This is a genomic window from Photobacterium sp. DNB22_13_2 (assembly GCF_052873915.1).
Genome location: NZ_JBNNXU010000003.1, coordinates 23955 through 43410, shown reverse-complemented (window position 1 = coordinate 43410; position 19456 = coordinate 23955). Strand labels below are relative to the sequence as shown.

Genomic DNA, 19456 nt, shown 5'->3' with positions numbered 1-19456 from the left:
AAATGAATAAAGGTTTCTATATTTTCACAGTTGCCGGCCTACTGGCCTTTATGATAGTAAAGTTAGGCAATAATGAAAGGCAGCCGATTAATGCTGCATTACCGGAGAAGCCCTCATTCGCTATATCAACCGCATTTGATGGGCAATGGGAAGGCGAGAGAATAGATATCAGCGGTGATAAAATTTGTCTTGAAACCCGAGTGACTGGCACGATAACGCATGGCGAGGTTAAGTTGACACTGATGTATAACAATACCGTACTTCGCGGTTGGATCTCTAAGAATGGAACGTTGGAACTCTATGCTGATAGCCCACGCTGGGGCTACCGCTTTACCGGTACGGCACAAAAGAACCGTATCGACGGAGAATGGAGAGTGACTAACGCGCCATGTAGTGGGATATGGTACGTTGAACAGTGAATTTTATCTTCGTTTACCAGACAGTGGACAACATTAAATTTGCACCAAGTAAAAAAAGTAAGTAATTGACTATCTTTTTGTGTTTGTCGGGTGATATTTTATTGTGAGCCCAACTTCCAATGAAAACACTTAAAATAACAACAGGTAAGCAATATAAGTAAGCTGTTATTACTTCCATGTTGTAATTTCCAACTAGTTGATGACTGGCGATAGCAAAAATATTAGTAGCAAAGACATGTGCCTGAATTGTTGTGCGAAATTTACTAGGTGTCCAACCGACTAAAGAAGCAAAAAGAATGACGGGTGGACCTCCCATACCATATGCGCCAGCAAAAACACCTGAAATGAAGCCAAACCAATGTGCTGATTTTTCACTTACTTTATTGGTCTTTTTTATTTTTAGTAGATTCAGTGTTGAAAACAAGATGATAGTTGCAGCTAACGTTGATTTTACAATTGACTCATCTAAACTAGCAACAAAGTAGATACCGATTGGTATACCAATACAAGAGGATATAATAAGTCGTGATGCGCTTTTGAAATCAATGTTACGCCATGAGCTGGCCAAAACGAAAATCGAAACCGTAAAAGACATTAGGGTCATCAAGGCGGCAGCATTACCAACGTCAAAGAAGTATATGAGTAATGGCAATGCAACTAAGGCTCCACCGAAGCTAAATGTAGATTGGATAACACTTGAGAGCAATATTATTCCTAGTATTAAAATGTAACTATCCACAATGACCTCTGTTATGTGCGAGTATTTAACGGCATGTATACAGCTGGAATAACAATTGGCCTTTTCACGGGTAAACACAATTGACTGCCATAATATTAAACTTTTTATCGTGGTAAATATATGCCTCATTATGATTTTTTGTGGTGGTAGAAAGTTGCTGATGATAAGGAGGGGGGATTTTAATGTAATATTGGGTGGTGAATTGTTGCTATCAATAGAAGTCGATGACTGGAGAAATCCGATTGATTATCGAATTTTTGGAAAGCACAAAGGGACGCAATAATTAACTTATATTAAACGCTTTGAGTAACTTTAGCGTTTTTGATTACATAAAACAGACAAACTGTTTGGCTCGACATCACATATCTCATTTTTTTGGGGGGCTTTACATTAAAAACTGTTCATCCCTCGTCGCTTTTCAATATCAGAAATTTTAATAGTTAAATGTAATCGACGGGAAGGTTTGTATGGTATCTGAAAAGGTTTGGCCATGGATTGGGATAGCCATACTCTTTTTTGGGACTTCGGTTGTGTTTGCTCAGACATCTGATGATGAAATATTAGAGCTTTTTGTGGTTCCTTTTCATATTGAACTCAGCGATGGTGAAACGCTAAAAATGTCAGCGGATGCATTTTATGCTGACGGGACATATGTAAGAGATGTGCAAGGTGTTGAGTGGCACAGTAGTGACCCCGAGAGTGTGTCGATTGTTCAAAAAAGAACTATTTTTGCCGCAAAACCTGGTGCAGCTAGTCTTTATGCAACTCTTAACGGCTTTGAATCCGCTCAGCCTGGTACGGTTATTGTCGGTGACTCTTCGGTTGATGAGATGAATATTGAAATGAACATCACTAACGTCATGGTAGGGCAGACTGTTGATGTTAAGGTGTCGGCCACTTTTAATGATGGCGAAATAGAAGATATTACCGGCGCTGTTACTTGGCAGCGGGTGACGAATGATGATGCATTTGAAGTTGATGGACGCCAATTGACGGGTCTTAACGAAGGCTACGGATATTTGATTGCTCACTTTGATGGTAATAAATCAGATGCGCTTCGAATTGATGTTAATGATTCGGGGCATTTGGACTTGAAGTTGTTGGAGGGCGCGACAACGCTGGCGGTTGATTCCAGTGTTACACTCACTCCCCGTGCTGGTTCTTTAACGGTAATTGATAGCGATGATGTCGATGTTTATGTCACTGCGGGCATTATTTAAAGCAGCCAGTCTGTGGCTGCTAACGTAGAGAAACAGCTGTCCCTAAACAATGCTTACTTAGTTGCGCTGGTCATAATAGCATTGAGCGCTTTACTGACATTTTCTATCACAGTACGACACTTTTCATCCTCCAGGTTAATCACGTGGCGGTTCGCCAAGTAGGTCGGGTTGTTGTACATCACCCAGACGTCTTTGTTCTCATCTTCCATCACTAAGGCTTTTTGTGGCAGGTCGATGGCCGACGATTGTTGACAGGCCATAATCTTAGATCCGACTTTAGGGTTGCCGAAGATCAATAGTTCTGTTGGCCGTAATTCAATACCCACTTCTTTTGCTGAATTGCTGTGTTTTATATGGGCAAATAGAGTCATGCCTTTCTCGTTCAATACCCGTTTTATCTTTGCGGTGGTCTCTGGGGCTGTATAAGGGCTTTTGATGGAAACTATCCCATTGCTTGCCAATGCGGGGTAGCTAACATTAATGAAAAATAAAAATAGTAACAGTTTGATTTTCATTTGTTTATTCTCCATTAATACACTTGTCCTTGTTCGTTTAAAACGTAATGAATATAGACTTAAGTGACTTGTTTATAGTCATGAAGATCAGATTTAGCAAGCTGGCTAAGTAAAGAAAAAATGAACCATAGACTTGGAAAGGGAGAGCCATGTACATAGGCGAAGCTGCGAAAAAATCCGGTGCTTCGGAGCGGGCAATTCGGTTGTATGAGTCGATGGGATTGCTGAGGGTATCGAGGGCTGGAAAGTATCGTGTTTTCTCTGAAGCTGATGTTGAGTTTATTCGCCTTATCAAAGAGGGCCAATCTCTCGGGCTCCATCTTTCAGAGTTGAAAGAGTTGGTAGATGGTGAGCAGGATTTCAATTGGACCAAAGTGTTACAGCTTCTTGAAGAGAAGCAACAGAGCATAGCATCTCAGATAAAAATGCTAGAAATGCAATATTTACGTATTGGTGAATACCGGCAAGCGATTGATCAGTGTAACTATTGACTCTGACCCTAGGGTCAAGGTTTAAGATGCCTCTAGCTCGAATAAGGAGGTACGGTGATGAAAAAAGTCTTGGTTATCAATGCAAATCCAAAGCAAGAAAGCCTTTGCCAGTCATTGGCGGAGCACTATGCCAGCATTGCAGGCAAAAAACACGAAATCAAACAAGTGAACCTTGCTGATATGTCGTTTGAGATGGATCTTCAGCAAGGTTATGACAAGGAAACCCCACTGGAAGATGATTTGAAATGCTTTCAGCAACACGTGACTTGGGCGGAGCATATCGTCATTGTCAGCCCAGTTTGGTGGGGCACGATGCCAGCTAAATTTAAAGGGGTGATTGATCGGACGTTCCTTCCCGGCTTCGCGTTTAAATATCAAGAAGGGAAATCGATACCACAAAAGTTGTTGAGCGGACGTACATCGGAATTGATCATTACCCTCGATACACCGCCATTTTGGTATAAGTATGTTCAGGGAAACCCGATCTATAAACAATTGAAGCACACGATTTTGAGTTTCACTGGCATCAAAAATCGGACATCGACCTATTTGGGACCGGTGCTAACCGCAACAGAACAACGACGTCAGTCGTGGTTTGATACGGTCTCCAAGCGGGCGGCACAGCTTTAGTTTTATTTAGCCCTAGCTCGTATTTTACTCTTAGTTATTAGCCATTGGTTATTTATCACGGATTTTTAGCCACTGAAAAATAAAATCAGCGATGCTCTGAGGGGTGTTCAAATCCAAGTAAGGGAGGTGGCATCCCTCAGGAGCAGGTTGATCGCTGGCAAAAGCAATAATGTTTTCATCGTTAGGGTAGAAAAGTGGTTTACCGTAACTTGGGCGGTGTACTTCAATTTTTGTGATAGGCTGGTCGCGAAATCCTTCAACCAAAATCAGATCAAGCTGGCTGTGATCCAGTTGTGATAGGCACTCATCAAGTTGAGGCTCCTCTCGCTCAGGCTCTGGGTATTCGAAATACAGCATGTGTCTTTCTTTTGTCGCAAGCAGTGTTTGACTGCAACCGGCATGGCGTAAACGGTAGCTATCTTTGCCGGGTTTGTCCGGGTCAATGCTGTGATGGCTATGTTTGACTAAGCCAATGCGAAGCCCCTTAGATTTCAGCAACGGAATGAGGTTTTCTAGAAGGGTTGTTTTGCCTGAGCCACTATAGCCAGCAAAGCCAATAATTGGTGCCATGTTGAGTCTGTATCATTTATAAATAATCTCCTGAGTGTAATATTAAACTGAGTCATAGTCTTTTAATATCAGTGTTATCTCTGTCGTGTGAGAGAACAATAAATTGATAAGGAAAGAGTCACTCCACATCCAAGCCATTTAGGGTATATCTCGAGCTACAGCGTTTCAAACGGTGTATCAAAGTTGAGTTTCTTTAGTTTTTTCTCCAACAACATCATGTTTCCTACTACATTTATTGAGTACATCGCAGGCATCTGCTATTACCTTAAAGTAAGGTATCAACATGCCTTAATCGCTTGCCATACAGTTTTTTGACAGGAAGTCGTGGTATTGGTGGTAAGTACTCATAATCGCATCAGGGAGAGTGCAATGTGGGCAACATTGGATTTTGAAGCATCCGGCCTTTCCGGCCAGTCCTATCCTATTGAGGTGGGATACTCGTTACCAGACGGTTCTGCAAACAGTCTGCTGATCAACCCGCTCACCGCAGGTGATCCTTGGCAACATTGGGATGATCATGCTGAGCTCAAAATACATCAAATTTCTCGCCAGAAACTTCATAATGAAGGGCTTCAGGTCGTTGATGTGTGTCATCATCTCAACGCTGTGTTGGGAAAGTACGAACGTGTCTTTTGTGATAGCCAATGGGATCTTTTCTGGCTCGGTCGGTTATATCATGCGGCGCATATGAGGCCCTCATTTACCCTGACTGAAGTGGGTCTGTGGCTGTTGCAGGAAAATGGTATCGAGAGGGCGCATTTCCAACAAACAATGGCAGAGCTTGGCCCGGTATCGCATCGTGCAGAATCGGATGCCAAACAGATCAGGATGGCGATCACGCAGCTGACTGAATAAGCCTTTTTACTCAGTAAGATAATCCAGTTTTCTTAAGTACAGACAAACCCATTTCTGATGTGTGGAATATCAGAAGTGGGTATACTGATTACTAATATTCAGTTCTGAGTGAATCGCTTGCAGACCTCATCTTTTCATCAAGTATCGCCAAGTACCTTACCGCCATCTATTCGTGCTGCTGTGTTTAACATTTCGATGTCAGCCCCTGTTGCTGGCGAAATTCTTGGGCTGTTGGCGCAGTCTAAAAACGAGCGCTTTTCAAAACTTGCCGCCATCATTCAGCATGTCAGTCCGGATGTGTTGATGCTGTGTGAATTTGACCACCCCGGAGAGGGGGGGGGATGATGGGGCGCTAGAGAGATTTTGTCAGCAATACTTGGCCTCTTCTCAGCATGCTCAGCAAGCCGTGTCTTATCCCTATCGGTATTGCCCGCCATCGAACACCGGGTTGGCAATGGTGAATGATCTTGATGGCGATGGAAAAATCACGTTACCCAATGATGCACAGGGATTTGGTGAACATCATGGTCACTTCAGCTTTGTGATCCTGTCTCGCTACCCCATCATTGAAGACGAGATAAAAAGTTGGCAAACCCTCGTTTGGCAAGATTTGCCCGGACACAAAATGCCTGAAGGCTACTATTCTGCAGCTGCAAGTGCAGAGCTGCGGTTATCTTCCAAAAACCATGTCGTTGTGCCAGTGGATGTTGGCGGTAAGATCCTCAATGTATTATGTAGCCACCCGACGCCTCCGGTGTTTGATGGTCATGAAAAGCGCAATGCCCGCCGGAACCATGATGAATTAGCACTGTTAAAAGCCATTATCGATGGGGCAGATCACCTTGTTGATGACAACGGTCATTTGGGCGGCCTCTCTGCGGATAGCCAATTTGTAGTATTGGGTGACTTGAATGCGGATATGGCTGATGGTGATGGTATGAAGAAGGCGATTCGTGATTTGCTGCTGCATCCGAAAATCCATCGAACCGTATCAGCTGGCCGAATGACGCCTAAGAGTTTGGGGGCGCGTTTTCTTCGGCCTTGGCAACAGCGGAGAGGACGGCCAAGTGAGTGGACTCATATTTCAGGGCTGCGCCTTGATTATGTTTTGCCGTCGGCTAATTTGGACGTATTGCAAAGTGGGGTTTTTTGGCCCGATAAGAAAGATCCACTGCGGCATTTGATTACCGATGAACACGGTCGAGAGCGCTCGCAGGCGGGTTCAGATCACCGCTTGGTGTGGGTGGATATCGTTTTGAAATAGGCTATTGGATATAAGCGGTCACAGGTGGTTTTATGATGCTTCCTGACCTAGGCTTTTGAATAAAGGTTGATTCGACAGGGAGCACACCATGCCTGATTCACACAAACCACTGGGCGGTGAAGGTTTACGCGGACAAACTGCCGGTAGCACGGCACTGTGTACCGTGGGTAAAACCGGCACTGGCTTGACCTATCGTGGTTATGACATCTCTGACTTGGCAAAGTATGCCGAGTTCGAAGAGGTTGCCTACCTTCTACTGAAGGGAAAACTGCCGACTCGCACTGAGCTGGCGGCATACAAGACCAAGCTGATTTCTTACCGTGGTTTACCGTTGGCATTGAAATTGGTGCTTGAACAAATTCCTGCCGATGCCCATCCAATGGATGTCATGCGGACAGGTTGTTCCATGCTAGGCAACCTTGAACAGGAGCATGGTTTTACTGAAGAGTATGATAAAGCCGATAGGCTGCTAGCTTTGCTGCCTGCCATCATTTGTTACTGGTACCGTTATAGTCATCATGGGGTGAAAATAGAAACCTACTGCGATCAAGACAGTATTGCTGGGTATTTCTTGAAAATGTTGACTGATGAAACGCCCCCTGATTTACATACACAGGTAATGCACTGCTCGCTGATTTTATACGCAGAGCATGAGTTTAATGCCTCGACCTTTGCCGGGCGCGTTTGCGCTTCGACTTTGTCGGATATCTACTCTTGCGTGTGTGCCGCAATCGGTACGCTTAGAGGACCTTTGCATGGTGGTGCTAATGAGGCCGCCATGGATATGATTGAGCAATGGCAAAGTCCGCAAGAAGCGGAAGCGGGGATTTTGGCAATGCTGGCGAACAAAGACAAGATCATGGGCTTTGGTCATGCTATCTACCGGGAATCGGATCCACGCAATGCTTTGATTAAGGTTTGGGCTGAAAAGTTGGCTAAAGATGCCAGTGACCCTGTCCTATATGATATTTCAGTCACGGTGGAAGCGGTGATGAAGCGAGAAAAGAACCTGTTCTGTAATGCTGACTTCTTCCACGCTTCCGCATACCATTTTATGAGGATACCAACCAAGTTGTTCACGCCAATTTTTGTGATGAGTCGGGTGACCGGTTGGGCAGCCCATGTGTTTGAGCAGCGCGATCATAATCGGATCATTCGCCCGAGCGCAGAGTATATAGGCCCAGATCATCAAGACTGGTTACCCATCGATGAGCGTCACTAGCTTGAATTATACTCACTCAGGCTATTGGCAAACTTTGCCCCAAGGCAGGGTGTATTGGCAACCGAACTTTCTTGAGCCCAGCTTAGCTGTTCAGTGTTACCGCCAGCTTGATAGTGAACTGAACTGGCAGCAGCAGAAGATAAGAATGTTCGGTAGGGAAATACTGCAACCACGGTTGCAAGCCTGGTGCGGTGAGGCTGAATATACCTATTCAGGCTTAACCATGCAGCCTGACCCTTGGACGCCCACATTGCAGGCTATTCGTCAGCAGTTGTCTGCTCTGTTGGGGCAGACTTTTAACTCTGTGTTGGCCAATCAGTACCGCAATGGTGACGATTATATGGGGTGGCATCAGGACAACGAGCCCGAATTGGGTGAAGAGCCGGTTATCGCCTCCATCAGTTTAGGGGCGACACGACGTTTTGTATTGCGGAATCGGCAAAGTAAAGAGAAGAAAGAGTACCAGCTGACGAATGGCTCGTTGCTCGTAATGGCGGGTGAGCTACAAAGCTTCTGGCAACATACGGTGCCGAAAACGAAGCGGCCAACGGAACCTCGTATTAATCTAACGTTTCGTCAGATAACGCGCTAACTTTCTGCTCTGGTGTTGTCTTCTTAGATATTGTCTTCTCAGGTATTTGCTGCTCAGGTAGTGTCAGTTGCAGGGGCTGGTTCTTATTGAAGCACGTTCTTTTTCGCTATTGTTATAGCGATCACAGATGAAAGCATTAATTTACAGTTTTCTGACGTAATGGATTCAAGGCTTTGTTAGCGTTCTGGCTAACTATTTACCGTAATGAGCAGGGAGTCTTCAATGGGATGGGTTAGCAGTCGATTACACAGGGCAGTTGTTTCTTCGCTGATCGTAGGGGCGGTGGTCACCTCACCACTGCTTTTAGCTGACGTTCAATCCGCTACAGAGCAAGGATTGACCCTGAGTGCTGGCGATGCCAATGCCAATGGTATTTCTAGCGGCGATACAGCAAGCTTTCAGCAAGATGCCGAGCGTATTCGCCAAACCTATGAAAGTCAGCTTTTTACCCTCCCTGCTTTTAAGATGGGCCACTATGGCTTGCGGATGTACCGCCAGACACAAGACTTCAAATATCAAGCGGCCATTTGGTCTGATATGGCACGTGTCGCCAGCCGGCTGAACTTCTTCGCGACAGAAGTGCATACTGCGGAGCAAATTGACGCTTACTCTGCAGAGCGACTTGCTCGTTATGACCACAAAGAAGATGTCCGAAGTGACTTGCGCTATGAAGCGACCAAAGACAAACCGGAATATTACTATCTCGGGGTTGATCTGCTGGGATCAATGGCCCGTGCTAACGAGTATGGTTTGAAGCACCGTGAAGATGGCAAGCTCAGAGAAGTGATCCGCCGGTATGATTTCAAAGATTATGCGACCGATCCTGAAATGATCAGGGCATGGGCGGCACAGTTGGCTAATCAAGTGTACTGGCTGCGCCAGTTAGGGGAGCAGGATGTGGTTGATGATTTTACTGCCGCTTTTAAAGAAACCTATCCCGACAGCCAAGATAGCAAGCTGACTGATCAGCAATTTATGAACAAGGTTTATGGTTTAACTCATATCATTTTTGCGGCGACCGAGTACTACCAGCATCCGGTAAAAGAATCTGACTATCAATGGATCTATGACTACTACCGCGACAATATCGATACCATCATTGCGCGCTCGAAAGAAGATGTGATTGCAGAGGTCGGCATCAACTTCCTATTGGCCGGATTGGAGGATGATCCTATCGTTGACAAGACCCGAAAGGCAATCCAGCGCTCCTTAAACCGACATGCGGGTATTGTCCCTGCGGTAAACGGTACTACCAGTTTGCTGGATGGTGAGCACCGCAATGTACTAGCAATTATGTTGTTGGATTGGCGTGGAGCCAATGCCGTACCGACTATTCAGAAGCAGCCGGAAATTTTCACCGGCAAGCCATATGGCTTGATTACTAAGTAATACCTAGCGTAATAGACAATGGATTCGAAATACAGCGCCCCTATTTAGGGGCGTTTGTCATTAAGGTGGACGTTGAAATCTTAAATGGCCAATAGCCAATAGCCTAGTAGTGATATTTTCCACTAATGCTGTTGACGTTGAAGGTTTGGACCTTCATGGATGGTGACCAGTAAACACTGTTCCAACCAGCCTTTATCTTGAGTTGACGAATGAAGTCTTCGGGGGTGGGAAGTTGTTCCCATACTTGTGGCAAGAACAAGGCTTGCTGATACTGATCCGACAGGATCACGCCGACTTTTTTATTTTTTAGGTAGTCAATAAGCGCTTGCTCTGAGTCGACGACTAGATCTTTGGGTGGGGTCAGTACAGACACTTCCACAACTAAATCATCAAGCTGTTCTTCGACTAGCGGCATAAAGCGGCGATCTTGGTAAGCACTTGCTCTGGCTTTGTTGTGGACTTCCATCACCAGCGGTGAATGAGCCACGGTTGTACCGAGGCAGCCCTGAAGCTGTCCATCGACAGTAAGAGTAACAAAGCAAGCGCCAGGTTGGAGTAGCCTCTTGCTGTATAAATCTAATTGGGGAGGTTGGGGAATAGTATCCGAAAAATGGCCACGAATAGCATCGCGAGCCACATCTAAAAGCTGGGTTAACTCACCTTTATTGAGGTTCTGAAACGAGATAGCTGACATATCCTACGACTCTCTCCTTATCTCCGGCGTCGGTGTCGCCTGAGTTTATTAATGTTTTACGTATAAGTGTGTATCCCCTTTTTTTGGCTAACAAAAGCAATGTATTAATCCCTGTTGAGCCACAGGCTTGTTCCGGAACGAGCGTTGGCTCATAGTTATCGATCATTGTGCAGGTCTGGCGGTCTATGCGCTGTGCTTCCGAATAAGAGTGGAAGTGGCTTAGATCACTACTGACAACAAGCAGACAGTCGTCACCTTGCCAGAGGGAATCAATCAGCTTGGCGACATTATCCGGATGTACATTACTGGTTAAAAGCGGTAACAGGGTGAAGTCATGTAAACATGACTGCAGGAAAGGCAATTGCACTTCGAGACTGTGCTCAAGGGCATGAACCTGATCCGATACTTCAATATCATCTATTTCCTTCAGCTTTTCAACAAATTGTGTGTCAATTTTTATTTTACCTAATGGTGTTTCAAAATGATCCACTGCAGGGATAGCACAGCCTTGGAAATAGTAACGATGACTGGGCCCTATCAGGATCACCCGACGAATACGTTTGGCTTCAGGAAGTAGGTAACGGTAGGCATCAGCAGCGACTTTGCCTGAAAATATATAGCCGGCGTGCGGCACAATTAGAGCACGGATAGGGGGGGTGTGATTGGGTGCCGTATGATGGGGTGTCCGAAGCCATTCAACCATCTGGCTTTTAAGGGCAGCTGCAGAATGGGAATAAAAATGGCCTGCTACCGCTGGTGGACGCGTATTCATAGGCTACCTACCGATATAAAGTCATAAAATATGGACTAATCTTAAGTATAGGAATAAATATACCAAAGTGGTCTCAAGGTGCCAGAATTCAGAGCTACATCAATGTGTTCAATTCAAGAGAGATAACCATTAAGGGACTATGATGTGCCAGCCTCCGGAATTTTATCCCACAAAATATTGGCATCGGCTTGATGATGGCAGGGTGGTGTGTGACCTTTGCCCACGTCAGTGCCGGTTGAGAGAGGGTAAGCGTGGAGCATGTTTTGTCAGGCAGGCTCACGAGGGTGAAATAGTTCTAACAAGTTATGGCCGGTCCAGCGGATTTTGTATTGACCCTATCGAGAAAAAGCCACTCAATCACTTTTACCCCGGAAGTTCGGTGCTTTCCTTCGGTACCGCGGGGTGCAACCTAGGTTGTAAATTCTGCCAAAACTGGAATATCAGTAAATCCCGCCAGATAGATACTTTGGGTTCATCGGCGATGCCTGAGCAACTGGCACTGGCTGCGCAGCGCTATGGCTGCGACAGTATTGCTTTTACCTATAACGATCCGGTGATCTTCATGGAGTACGCAGTGGATGCCGCGCAGGCATGCCGGGAGTTAGGCATCCATAGCGTTGCGGTGAGTGCGGGGTATATCTGCGATAAACCACGGGTTGATTTTTACCGCCATATGGACGCGGCCAATATTGATTTGAAAGCATTTACAGAGCGTTTCTACCATAAAATATGTAGCGGTCATCTTGCGCCTGTGCTCGATACTTTGTTATATCTGCGGCATGAAACCGATGTGTGGTTTGAAATTACCACCTTGTTGATCCCTGATGAAAATGACAGCCCACAAGAAATAGATGCCTTGACTCGTTGGGTGTATGACAACCTAGGTCCTGATATTCCGATCCATTTCAGTGCCTTCCATCCGGATTTCAAGATGCTAGACAAGGAGCGAACGCCACCTGAAACGGTGAAAAGAGCGCGGGAGATCGCTGTGGCAAATGGGTTGCATTATGCCTATGTGGGGAATATTTACGACCAAGCAGGTGACAGTACCTATTGCCCTGGTTGTGGCAAGAATGTACTTTCTCGCAACTGGTATCAATTGGGGGATTGCCACTTGACCAGCCAGGGACAGTGCCATTACTGTGGCTATCAGTTAGCCGGGCGCTTTAAGCCGATTGAAAAAGCATTTGGACGACGTCGGATCCCTGTGCAAATTGCCAGCGAATAATGATAGATCTTCGCATAACAGGTGGTCTGGACTTGTCAGCAGTATAAGCAATCCGATATCTTACAGACCTAATTACAAACACCCGAATGAGAAAGTAAACATGTCTGATATGACGATGGAGCAGCTTGCGAGCTACCACAACCTTGTGATCACCCAGCCTAACTGCCCGTTTTGTGTTAAAGCCAAAGCGATTTTGGATGAGCGCGGTACTGAATACACCACATTGGTATTGGGCACTGATCTTGCCAAAACCATGATGGTTGATTTTATCGAGCAGCAAACGGGTAATGTTGTACGCACTGTTCCGCAAATCATTTTGGATGGCCAATACATCGGTGGTCACGATGACTTGGTTGCTTTCGTCGAGCGTCAGGTAGAAAACGACGCATTTGGTGGTTTTGAGCTGTAAGCTCTGGGGGATATCTAACCTTTCCACCAACGGTAATAACCGAGGCAGCGCAGTAGCGCTGCTTTTTTTTGGCTTGATCTAGGCTAAATATCCTGCATTATTTTCAGGCTCTACAGCGAGGCTCTGGTAAACTGGTATTTTAATTACGCTATATGGATTTTCGGCAATGCTTAGTTATCAGGGACTGTTTTTCCTGCTGTTGTTAGTGATGGCATCTGCATTGATTATTGGTCATTCGTTTCGATACAACCGCAAGATAACGCCTATTTCTTTTATGATTATTGGTGTGTTATCAGTGATTTCAGTGACTACTTACGTCTTTTTAGGTCATGAGCCGATCAATACCGTCAAGCAGCCACTGGCCTCTTCAACGCTTTCCGAAGAGCAACTGCTCCCAGAAGAAATGCTGATGAGTGCGGCAGAACTAAATCAAAAGCGTGTTGAAGAAATACAAGACAAGCTTCGAGAAGACACCCAAAATGGTGAGCTATGGTATGCGCTGGGGAATGCCTATATGTACAGCAGTGAGTTTGAGAACGCTGGCACGGCATTTCTTTATGCATTACGGTTAGCTCCTGAGCCCCAATCCAATATCTATTCGGCAATGGCAACAGCCAGCTATTATCAAGAAAAGCAGTATTTCACCGCGCAGAGTAAGGCTTGGCTCGATCGTGCTTTGGAGTTGGATGAAAACAATGTTTCTGCTTTGATGTTACTGGCTTCTGATTATTTCCTTAATGCGCGTTACCAAAAAGCGATTGATACTTGGCAGCAGGTCTTGGATACCGAGCGCACTGACTTGGATAGGGTCGAAGTCATTAATGCGATAAACCGGGCAAAGAATTTTATTTAGCACTGAGGTCTGAACTCTAGCAGAGACCTAACAGTTAGAGCTTAGTATTAGGGGGCTAAACAGCTCCTTCTCATTTATATGGTATTAGAGTTTTTTGCTATTAATCATAGTTTACACTTCAATTTTAAATGTGATTGAATATTGATATTTAAAACTATAATTACCTTTAATTATGAATAATGACCGATTAAACCGCGGTTGATACCGAATTAAACCTGTCCTACCAAGGCAAATATGTCATGGCGTAGGATTTGGATGTGTATTGATAATTGAGTAGAAACGAAGCCAGCAACTTGGTGCTGGCTTTGAACGTGGCTGATTGATGGTTGTTATCACATAAAGATGGCCTAAATGATGCTGTTAAATGTGCCTGCAATTATTGAAGAGATGATCATAAATACAGATAAGATCCCTTGTGAATAGTCATGTAACCAAGTGCTGTATTCAGGTATATCAAAAATAACGAGGATCCACATCATCAGGAAAACATGGGCAACCAGCCCCCACAGGATATTTTTCCAGTTAAATCGCATAACAAAAGGGATGAAAACGATGCTGAAAAAAACATAACTCCAGAACATTACCGACTTAAGCCAAGCCAAAGCATCAATGCTAATAAGCATGTCTGTAAATCGAGCCATACGGTGGGCATTCAATACGTCATTTAATACAGTTACGGACAACCAGCAGCTACCAATGGTCAGCGCAAGGATGATAAATCGACGGACAATACTATATTCATTACTCCCAAGGGCTTTTCCCAGGCCATAACAGACACCCGTTTGGGTTGCGACAATAATGCTCCAGAAAATGCTAATTCCCATTAAGCGGTAAAGATCGAAACCAACTTCTTTATCTCCGCTTTGTACCATAACTAAATTATCAGTCTGGCCTGTGTAAGTGAGATAGCAGCAAAAAAACACCAGTGCGATCGCGATATGCATGGGGTCTAGAATTGCTCGCCAGTTGCGAGGGGCATAGACATAGTAAGCTGATGTCATGATCAGCGAAGAAGCTAAAGGGCGAAATAGAAGGTAATAGCTACAGAAAGGGATCACAATTGCAGCGATTAGCAATTCATACCATTGTCTAGCTAAAAGCGACTCATTATTTATCAGAATAAAAACGGGTAATAGCAGTGCACATCCTCTTACTGCCAAAATCAACCAAGCGGGTTTACTGGTTGAGTTTATGTCCCATGCTGCCATTGCACGGTCTAAACGAGAGCGACCAAACTGAGCAAAAAAGCCAGCGACAAAAAGCGGTATCATCAAAATACCCCAGCTATTGAGTAATACTTCCAGTGCAAAGCTAGCAATAGTGTTGGCGTAATAAAGCAAATAACCGATTGCAACAATCCCCAAAATAAATATAACCGTCCCATCGCCGTTTTCGATAGTGGTGTTTTTTGAGCCGTAACGATCAGTGCGTGTGACTCTATACTGTTTGCTCTGCTCAACTTGCGTAGAGTCTACTGTCACCATCAAGATTTTATAGGCCATTTTCAATACTTGAAAGAAGAAAGAAAGGACCGGAATGCACGCCAGTGGTTGCTGACGTAGTGTATATAAATTAGCCATGTGGGTTTATTATCGTTAGTTTATAGAAAATAAAATTATGATTATTTTTTATTTGAAGATAAAAGGATTGGCATGGTAGCAGAATTACGATGGTAACACTAAGTCATTGATTAATAACTTTGTTGTATTTGCTGAGGGTATATTTCTATAGGTCGAAGATAGTTGCAGAATATTATTGAGTCGAAAGGGGAGCCAGCACCTCGGTGCTGGCTATTATCATTGCGGATAAAATATGAAAAACGCTTTAGTCTTGTTTGAAGAATGAGTAATCGGTGTAACCCTGCTCATTGCCACCAAATAGGGTAGAGCCATCAAGGGCTGCGAGTTGTTGATTATTCTTCAACCGTTCGACTAAGTCTGGGTTGGACACAAATGGTCGACCAAAGGCAATGAGGTCGGCATAGCCTTTATCGAGTATCTCGTCAGCACGTTCTTGGGTGTAACTGCCCGCAACAATGATGGTGTTGGTGAAGTGTTCGCGTAATTCCATACGAAAACTTTCAGGGATCACGGGGGCATCATCCCAATCAGCTTCGGATAAATGCAGATAGGCAATATCTCGTGCTTGAAGTTGTTTCGATGCTTCAAGGATGGTCGGGACTATATCGGGGCAGTTCATATCTTTGAAGGTAATAAACGGTGCCAGTCTAACGCCGACTTTATCTGCGCCTATTGCGTCACTGACTGCATCAACAACCTCTAGCAAAAAGCGGATTCGATTCTCACGGGCTCCGCCGTAATTGTCGGTACGGTGATTCGAATTGGTACGGAGAAATTGGTCGATGAGGTATCCATTACCGCCATGGATTTCAACACCATCAAAGCCCGACGCAATGGCGCTTTTCGCTGCGTTGGCAAAATCTTGGACCACTCTATCTATATCGGCTTGAGTCATGGCGCGCGGTTGAATGCAATCAACCATGTTACCGTTGCCTTGTTCATCGGCAATCCAGACTTGTGTTTCTACGGGTGCTAATGCCGATGGAGCAATGGGCAATTCACCTTGTTGGAAGGTCGGGTGAGAGACACGGCCCACATGCCAAAGCTGACAATACATTGCGGCACCTTGGTGTTTAACGGCTTGGGTAACAAGTTTCCATCCATCTATTTGCTCATTGGTATAGACGCCCGGGGTGAACGAGTAACCTTGTGAATCATCGGAAATTTGAGTCGCCTCTGAGATGATCAATCCAGCGCTTGCACGCTGTTGGTAGTAGTTCGCCATCATCTGGTTGGGAATATTCCCCGGTTGACTGCTACGGGCACGTGTCATCGGCGCCATTACCAGGCGGTTTTGAAGTGCGAGGCTTTTAAGTTGGGTTTGTTCGAATAGCTTGCTCATGTTTTTATCCTTACTTCAATAATGCCACGTTGGTTTTTTTGCTGACAGATTCCATCCAGTTTTTCACCGCCGGCACCCACTGTATTTCTGGCTCACTAAAGAAGCCGCGTAGAATCGAGAAAACAATGGCTTCATCCACGAGGCTCACATGCTGATAAGACGGTAGGTTGAGCACTTTACTAACTTGTTGGATAAGCAATTCCACGTCTTTGGTGATAGCCGGGGTATTTTTGAGTAATGCGTCAAAGTTCAGATCCTCGGTTTCCTTTTTAGCTCGCCATGCTTTTCTTGCCGATTCTGTGTTGAATTCAGCGAGCCCCATACCGGACCAGCGAGGGTAGCCCACTTTCTGTAGCGGAAGAAAAGCACTCTGTTGCCATTTAAGGACGGTTTGTGACGGAAGATGCGATTCCGTTGAGTTTGCTATCTCTTGGAAGTATTTGATGATATCAAGGCTCTCGGCCACCGCTTCGCCATTATCTTTGACCAACACGGGCACTTGCTTACTGCCGATGATGTCAGTGGTGGTTTTATCATCGTCATAGTCGATATTGACGATATCCAATGGAGTGTTGAGCACGCCTGCCACGTAGCGAACTCGGGCACTGAAAGGGCAATGTTCATAGATATAGAGTTTCATGAGGTATCCTAATAATCTGCTTGATTAATAACTTGAAATTAGTGGTTCAGGGCCGGTGCTAGTGCAGGTTGAGCGTTTTCCCGGCGATTGGCTTTGGCAATGAATAGCAAGCCAATCAAAGGAATGACGATTGCCGCATAAGGGATCATGCCGGCCCCCATTTGGCTATCGAGTACCATGCCACCTAAGAAACCGCCAAATGCGTTGGCTAAATTGAATGCTGATATGTTTGCGGTAGCGGCGAGCTCTTGACCTTCTCCGCCGTGGTTCATTACCCGTAGCTGCATGGCTGGTACATTGGCAAAAGAAGCAATACCAAACACAAAGGCTGCAGCGACAAACATGACTTTGCTCTCGATAGTAAGTCCGATTAATACCAGTGCCACAATCATGGCAACGGCCCAGAACATAGAGGCTTTCTGTAAGTTCTTATCGGATGAGCGTCCGCCTAAAGTGTTACCGATAATCAGACCGAGCCCGACGACAACTAAAATCCAAGTAACAGAATCTTCACCAAAACCAGTAATGTGCATCGCGATAGGTGCCAAGTAGCCGTAAAGTGTCATGAAGCCGGACCAAGCAAATACGGTGATGGCAAGGCTGATGAGCAACATCGGGTTCTTGAACGCCAGTAGTTGTACTTTGACATCTTTGGCTTCGCCGTGCCCCGTTGATTTAATAACTGCAGCGATAAAGAACAGCGCGATCAGGCCAAATGCGGCAACGGTTAAGAAGGTGGAGTGCCAACCAAATTGCAAGCCAATCCAAGTCCCACCGGGTACGCCTAATACGTTGGCCAGAGTGAGTCCTGCAAACATTTGGCCAACCGCTCGACCGGCCATTTTTTCAGAGACTAAATTGGTCGCTACCACAGCACCTATGCCATAGAAAGGCCCCTGAACTAGCCCGGTAATCACGCGGCTTATCATCAGAACAAAGTAGGTCGGGGCATATGCAGACAGCACATTACCAGCGATGAACAGTACCATAAGGCCGGCTAATACGGCTTTCTTGTTAAATCGTGCAAGATAGATGGTGAGCAACGGCCCGCCAATAACGATAGCGAGTGCATAGGCACTGATCATGTAACCGGCTTGGCCTTCGGTAATCAAAAGGGAGTTAGCAACTTGTGGCAGAATACCGGCGATAACAAATTCAGCGGTGCCAATCGCAAAGGCTGCAAGCGTCAAGATCCATACCTGCAGCGGCATTTTTTCTGTTTTCATTATTGAGTTCTTTTTTGTGAAATATTTGATGAGCCAACGTAGATAGAAGCACATTGGCACTCGAATCAGTCTTGCTTGAGATGCCGTTAGCCGAGCAGGGCACCACCATCAACATCAATGACGGTTCCTGTCATGTAGGTATTGTTAATCAACAAGCGATACGCGCTGGCGATGTCACTGGCTTGGCCGACTTTACTAACCGGTAGGGCATTTTGCGCGCGTTGATACATGGCATTTTTGTCTTCTTCACTCATGTCTTGGTACGCTTCGGTTTTGGTTAAGCCTGGGCTTACCGCATTGACACGAATGGGAGCTAATTCTTTGGCAAGCACTTTCGTTACCGCTTCGATAGCGGCGTTGATTGCTGTTTTGACATAGTTACTGGCGACCACCTTGCGTGACAGCATGCCTGAAGTTAGCGTGATAGTGCCGCCTTGCTTGATATAGCGCGCTGCTTGTTTGGTCGTATTGATTGCTCCCCAAAACTTGGTGTCGAAGGCGGTTTTGGCTTGGGAAATATCCACATCAATCACTTTTCCTGATGGTGCGTAAGAGCCCGCAGTGATGATGAGGTGATCAAAGGCACCAATCGATTCAAAGTAGTGGTAAACCGACTGCTCATCATTAATGTCTAAACCTGTCTTGCGACTTGCAACATGAACAGTCGTGCTCTCATTTTGAAGTTGCTTGGCGAGTTCTGCGCCAATTCCGGAAGTTCCACCGATAACCACATAGACGGTCTTGTCTGATTTCATGATGTTTGTCTCCAATATTGTTTCGATGGAGTCAGTATATTGATTCAACAA

23 protein-coding genes are annotated in these 19456 nt (G+C 45.3%); 13 read left to right on the top strand and 10 right to left on the bottom strand.

Annotated elements, in window-relative coordinates; genetic code table 11:
- The first annotated feature begins 2 nt into the window (after nt 1–2).
- The gene (locus ACVA58_RS05745; protein ID WP_446509493.1) at nt 3–419 is read left to right on the top strand and encodes a hypothetical protein; all 417 of its coding nucleotides are present in this window, start codon (nt 3–5) and stop codon (nt 417–419) included.
- Between the two features lie 13 nt (nt 420–432).
- Here the strand turns inward: ACVA58_RS05745 and ACVA58_RS05740 are convergent, their stop codons facing one another.
- Nucleotides 433–1158, bottom strand: a complete 726-nt coding sequence (locus tag ACVA58_RS05740; RefSeq protein ID WP_446509492.1) for a sulfite exporter TauE/SafE family protein — start codon at nt 1156–1158, stop codon at nt 433–435.
- Between the two features lie 467 nt (nt 1159–1625).
- Between ACVA58_RS05740 and ACVA58_RS05735 the strand changes: the two genes are divergently transcribed.
- Nucleotides 1626–2378 carry a hypothetical protein gene (locus ACVA58_RS05735; protein ID WP_446509491.1) on the top strand — a complete coding sequence of 251 codons (753 nt, stop codon included), beginning with the start codon at nt 1626–1628 and terminating at the stop codon, nt 2376–2378.
- Between the two features lie 53 nt (nt 2379–2431).
- Here the strand turns inward: ACVA58_RS05735 and ACVA58_RS05730 are convergent, their stop codons facing one another.
- Entirely contained in the window at nt 2432–2893 is a 462-nt protein-coding gene (locus ACVA58_RS05730) for a DUF302 domain-containing protein (protein ID WP_446509490.1), read from the bottom strand.
- Between the two features lie 149 nt (nt 2894–3042).
- Between ACVA58_RS05730 and ACVA58_RS05725 the strand changes: the two genes are divergently transcribed.
- Nucleotides 3043–3384 (top strand): MerR family transcriptional regulator, encoded by a 342-nt coding sequence (locus tag ACVA58_RS05725; RefSeq protein ID WP_446509489.1) that lies wholly within the window; start codon nt 3043–3045, stop codon nt 3382–3384.
- A 57-nt stretch (nt 3385–3441) separates the two neighbouring features.
- On the top strand, nt 3442–4014 hold the full coding sequence (locus ACVA58_RS05720) for an NAD(P)H-dependent oxidoreductase (protein WP_446509488.1): 573 nt from the start codon (nt 3442–3444) through the stop codon (nt 4012–4014).
- Between the two features lie 48 nt (nt 4015–4062).
- On the opposite strand, the gene mobB is transcribed toward ACVA58_RS05720, so the two are convergent.
- Nucleotides 4063–4584: a molybdopterin-guanine dinucleotide biosynthesis protein B gene (mobB, locus tag ACVA58_RS05715; RefSeq protein WP_446509487.1), complete on the bottom strand. Its 522-nt coding sequence runs from the start codon at nt 4582–4584 to the stop codon at nt 4063–4065.
- Between the two features lie 369 nt (nt 4585–4953).
- Between mobB and ACVA58_RS05710 the strand changes: the two genes are divergently transcribed.
- From ACVA58_RS05710 to ACVA58_RS05685, 6 genes are all read left to right on the top strand, one after another.
- Complete coding sequence (locus ACVA58_RS05710; RefSeq protein ID WP_446509486.1) at nt 4954–5439, top strand: hypothetical protein; 486 nt, start codon at nt 4954–4956, stop codon at nt 5437–5439.
- Nucleotides 5440–5556: 117 nt separating this feature from the next.
- Entirely contained in the window at nt 5557–5784 is a 228-nt protein-coding gene (locus tag ACVA58_RS05705) for a hypothetical protein (protein ID WP_446509485.1), read from the top strand.
- Nucleotides 5750–6703 carry an endonuclease/exonuclease/phosphatase family protein gene (locus tag ACVA58_RS05700; RefSeq protein ID WP_446509484.1) on the top strand — a complete coding sequence of 318 codons (954 nt, stop codon included), beginning with the start codon at nt 5750–5752 and terminating at the stop codon, nt 6701–6703. The genes ACVA58_RS05705 and ACVA58_RS05700 overlap by 35 nt, the downstream gene beginning before the upstream one ends.
- A gap of 88 nt (nt 6704–6791) precedes the next feature.
- Nucleotides 6792–7925, top strand: coding sequence for a bifunctional 2-methylcitrate synthase/citrate synthase (gene prpC, locus ACVA58_RS05695; protein WP_446509483.1), 1134 nt, complete (start codon nt 6792–6794; stop codon nt 7923–7925).
- Nucleotides 7912–8517 carry an alpha-ketoglutarate-dependent dioxygenase AlkB family protein gene (locus ACVA58_RS05690; RefSeq protein ID WP_446509482.1) on the top strand — a complete coding sequence of 202 codons (606 nt, stop codon included), beginning with the start codon at nt 7912–7914 and terminating at the stop codon, nt 8515–8517. The genes prpC and ACVA58_RS05690 overlap by 14 nt, the downstream gene beginning before the upstream one ends.
- A 222-nt stretch (nt 8518–8739) precedes the next feature.
- Nucleotides 8740–9906, top strand: a complete 1167-nt coding sequence (locus ACVA58_RS05685) for a DUF3541 domain-containing protein (RefSeq protein WP_446509481.1) — start codon at nt 8740–8742, stop codon at nt 9904–9906.
- A gap of 103 nt (nt 9907–10009) precedes the next feature.
- Here the strand turns inward: ACVA58_RS05685 and amrA are convergent, their stop codons facing one another.
- Nucleotides 10010–10600 (bottom strand): AmmeMemoRadiSam system protein A, encoded by a 591-nt coding sequence (amrA, locus tag ACVA58_RS05680; RefSeq protein WP_446509480.1) that lies wholly within the window; start codon nt 10598–10600, stop codon nt 10010–10012.
- Nucleotides 10569–11372, bottom strand: coding sequence for an AmmeMemoRadiSam system protein B (gene amrB / locus ACVA58_RS05675; protein WP_446509479.1), 804 nt, complete (start codon nt 11370–11372; stop codon nt 10569–10571). Before amrB ends, amrA begins: the two co-directional genes overlap by 32 nt.
- A gap of 139 nt (nt 11373–11511) precedes the next feature.
- Here amrB and amrS point away from each other — a divergent pair, with 139 nt between their 5' ends.
- The 3 genes from amrS to ACVA58_RS05660 all read left to right on the top strand — a co-directional run bounded on the left by amrS (nt 11512) and on the right by ACVA58_RS05660 (nt 13862).
- On the top strand, nt 11512–12600 hold the full coding sequence (gene amrS, locus ACVA58_RS05670; RefSeq protein WP_446509478.1) for an AmmeMemoRadiSam system radical SAM enzyme: 1089 nt from the start codon (nt 11512–11514) through the stop codon (nt 12598–12600).
- Nucleotides 12601–12700: 100 nt separating this feature from the next.
- Complete coding sequence (locus ACVA58_RS05665; protein ID WP_446509477.1) at nt 12701–13009, top strand: glutaredoxin domain-containing protein; 309 nt, start codon at nt 12701–12703, stop codon at nt 13007–13009.
- Nucleotides 13010–13175: 166 nt separating this feature from the next.
- The gene (locus ACVA58_RS05660; RefSeq protein ID WP_446509476.1) at nt 13176–13862 is read left to right on the top strand and encodes a TPR domain-containing protein; all 687 of its coding nucleotides are present in this window, start codon (nt 13176–13178) and stop codon (nt 13860–13862) included.
- Between the two features lie 347 nt (nt 13863–14209).
- Here ACVA58_RS05660 and ACVA58_RS05655 read toward each other — a convergent pair whose 3' ends face one another.
- From ACVA58_RS05655 to ACVA58_RS05635, 5 genes are all read right to left on the bottom strand, one after another.
- Complete coding sequence (locus ACVA58_RS05655; RefSeq protein WP_446509475.1) at nt 14210–15442, bottom strand: hypothetical protein; 1233 nt, start codon at nt 15440–15442, stop codon at nt 14210–14212.
- 244 nt (nt 15443–15686) lie between these two features.
- Nucleotides 15687–16784, bottom strand: a complete 1098-nt coding sequence (locus ACVA58_RS05650; RefSeq protein WP_446509474.1) for an alkene reductase — start codon at nt 16782–16784, stop codon at nt 15687–15689.
- Between the two features lie 10 nt (nt 16785–16794).
- Nucleotides 16795–17424 (bottom strand): glutaredoxin 2, encoded by a 630-nt coding sequence (gene grxB / locus ACVA58_RS05645; protein WP_446509473.1) that lies wholly within the window; start codon nt 17422–17424, stop codon nt 16795–16797.
- Between the two features lie 38 nt (nt 17425–17462).
- Complete coding sequence (locus ACVA58_RS05640) at nt 17463–18650, bottom strand: MFS transporter (protein WP_446509472.1); 1188 nt, start codon at nt 18648–18650, stop codon at nt 17463–17465.
- An 86-nt stretch (nt 18651–18736) separates the two neighbouring features.
- Nucleotides 18737–19405: an SDR family oxidoreductase gene (locus ACVA58_RS05635; protein ID WP_446509471.1), complete on the bottom strand. Its 669-nt coding sequence runs from the start codon at nt 19403–19405 to the stop codon at nt 18737–18739.
- Nucleotides 19406–19456: the final 51 nt, after the last annotated feature.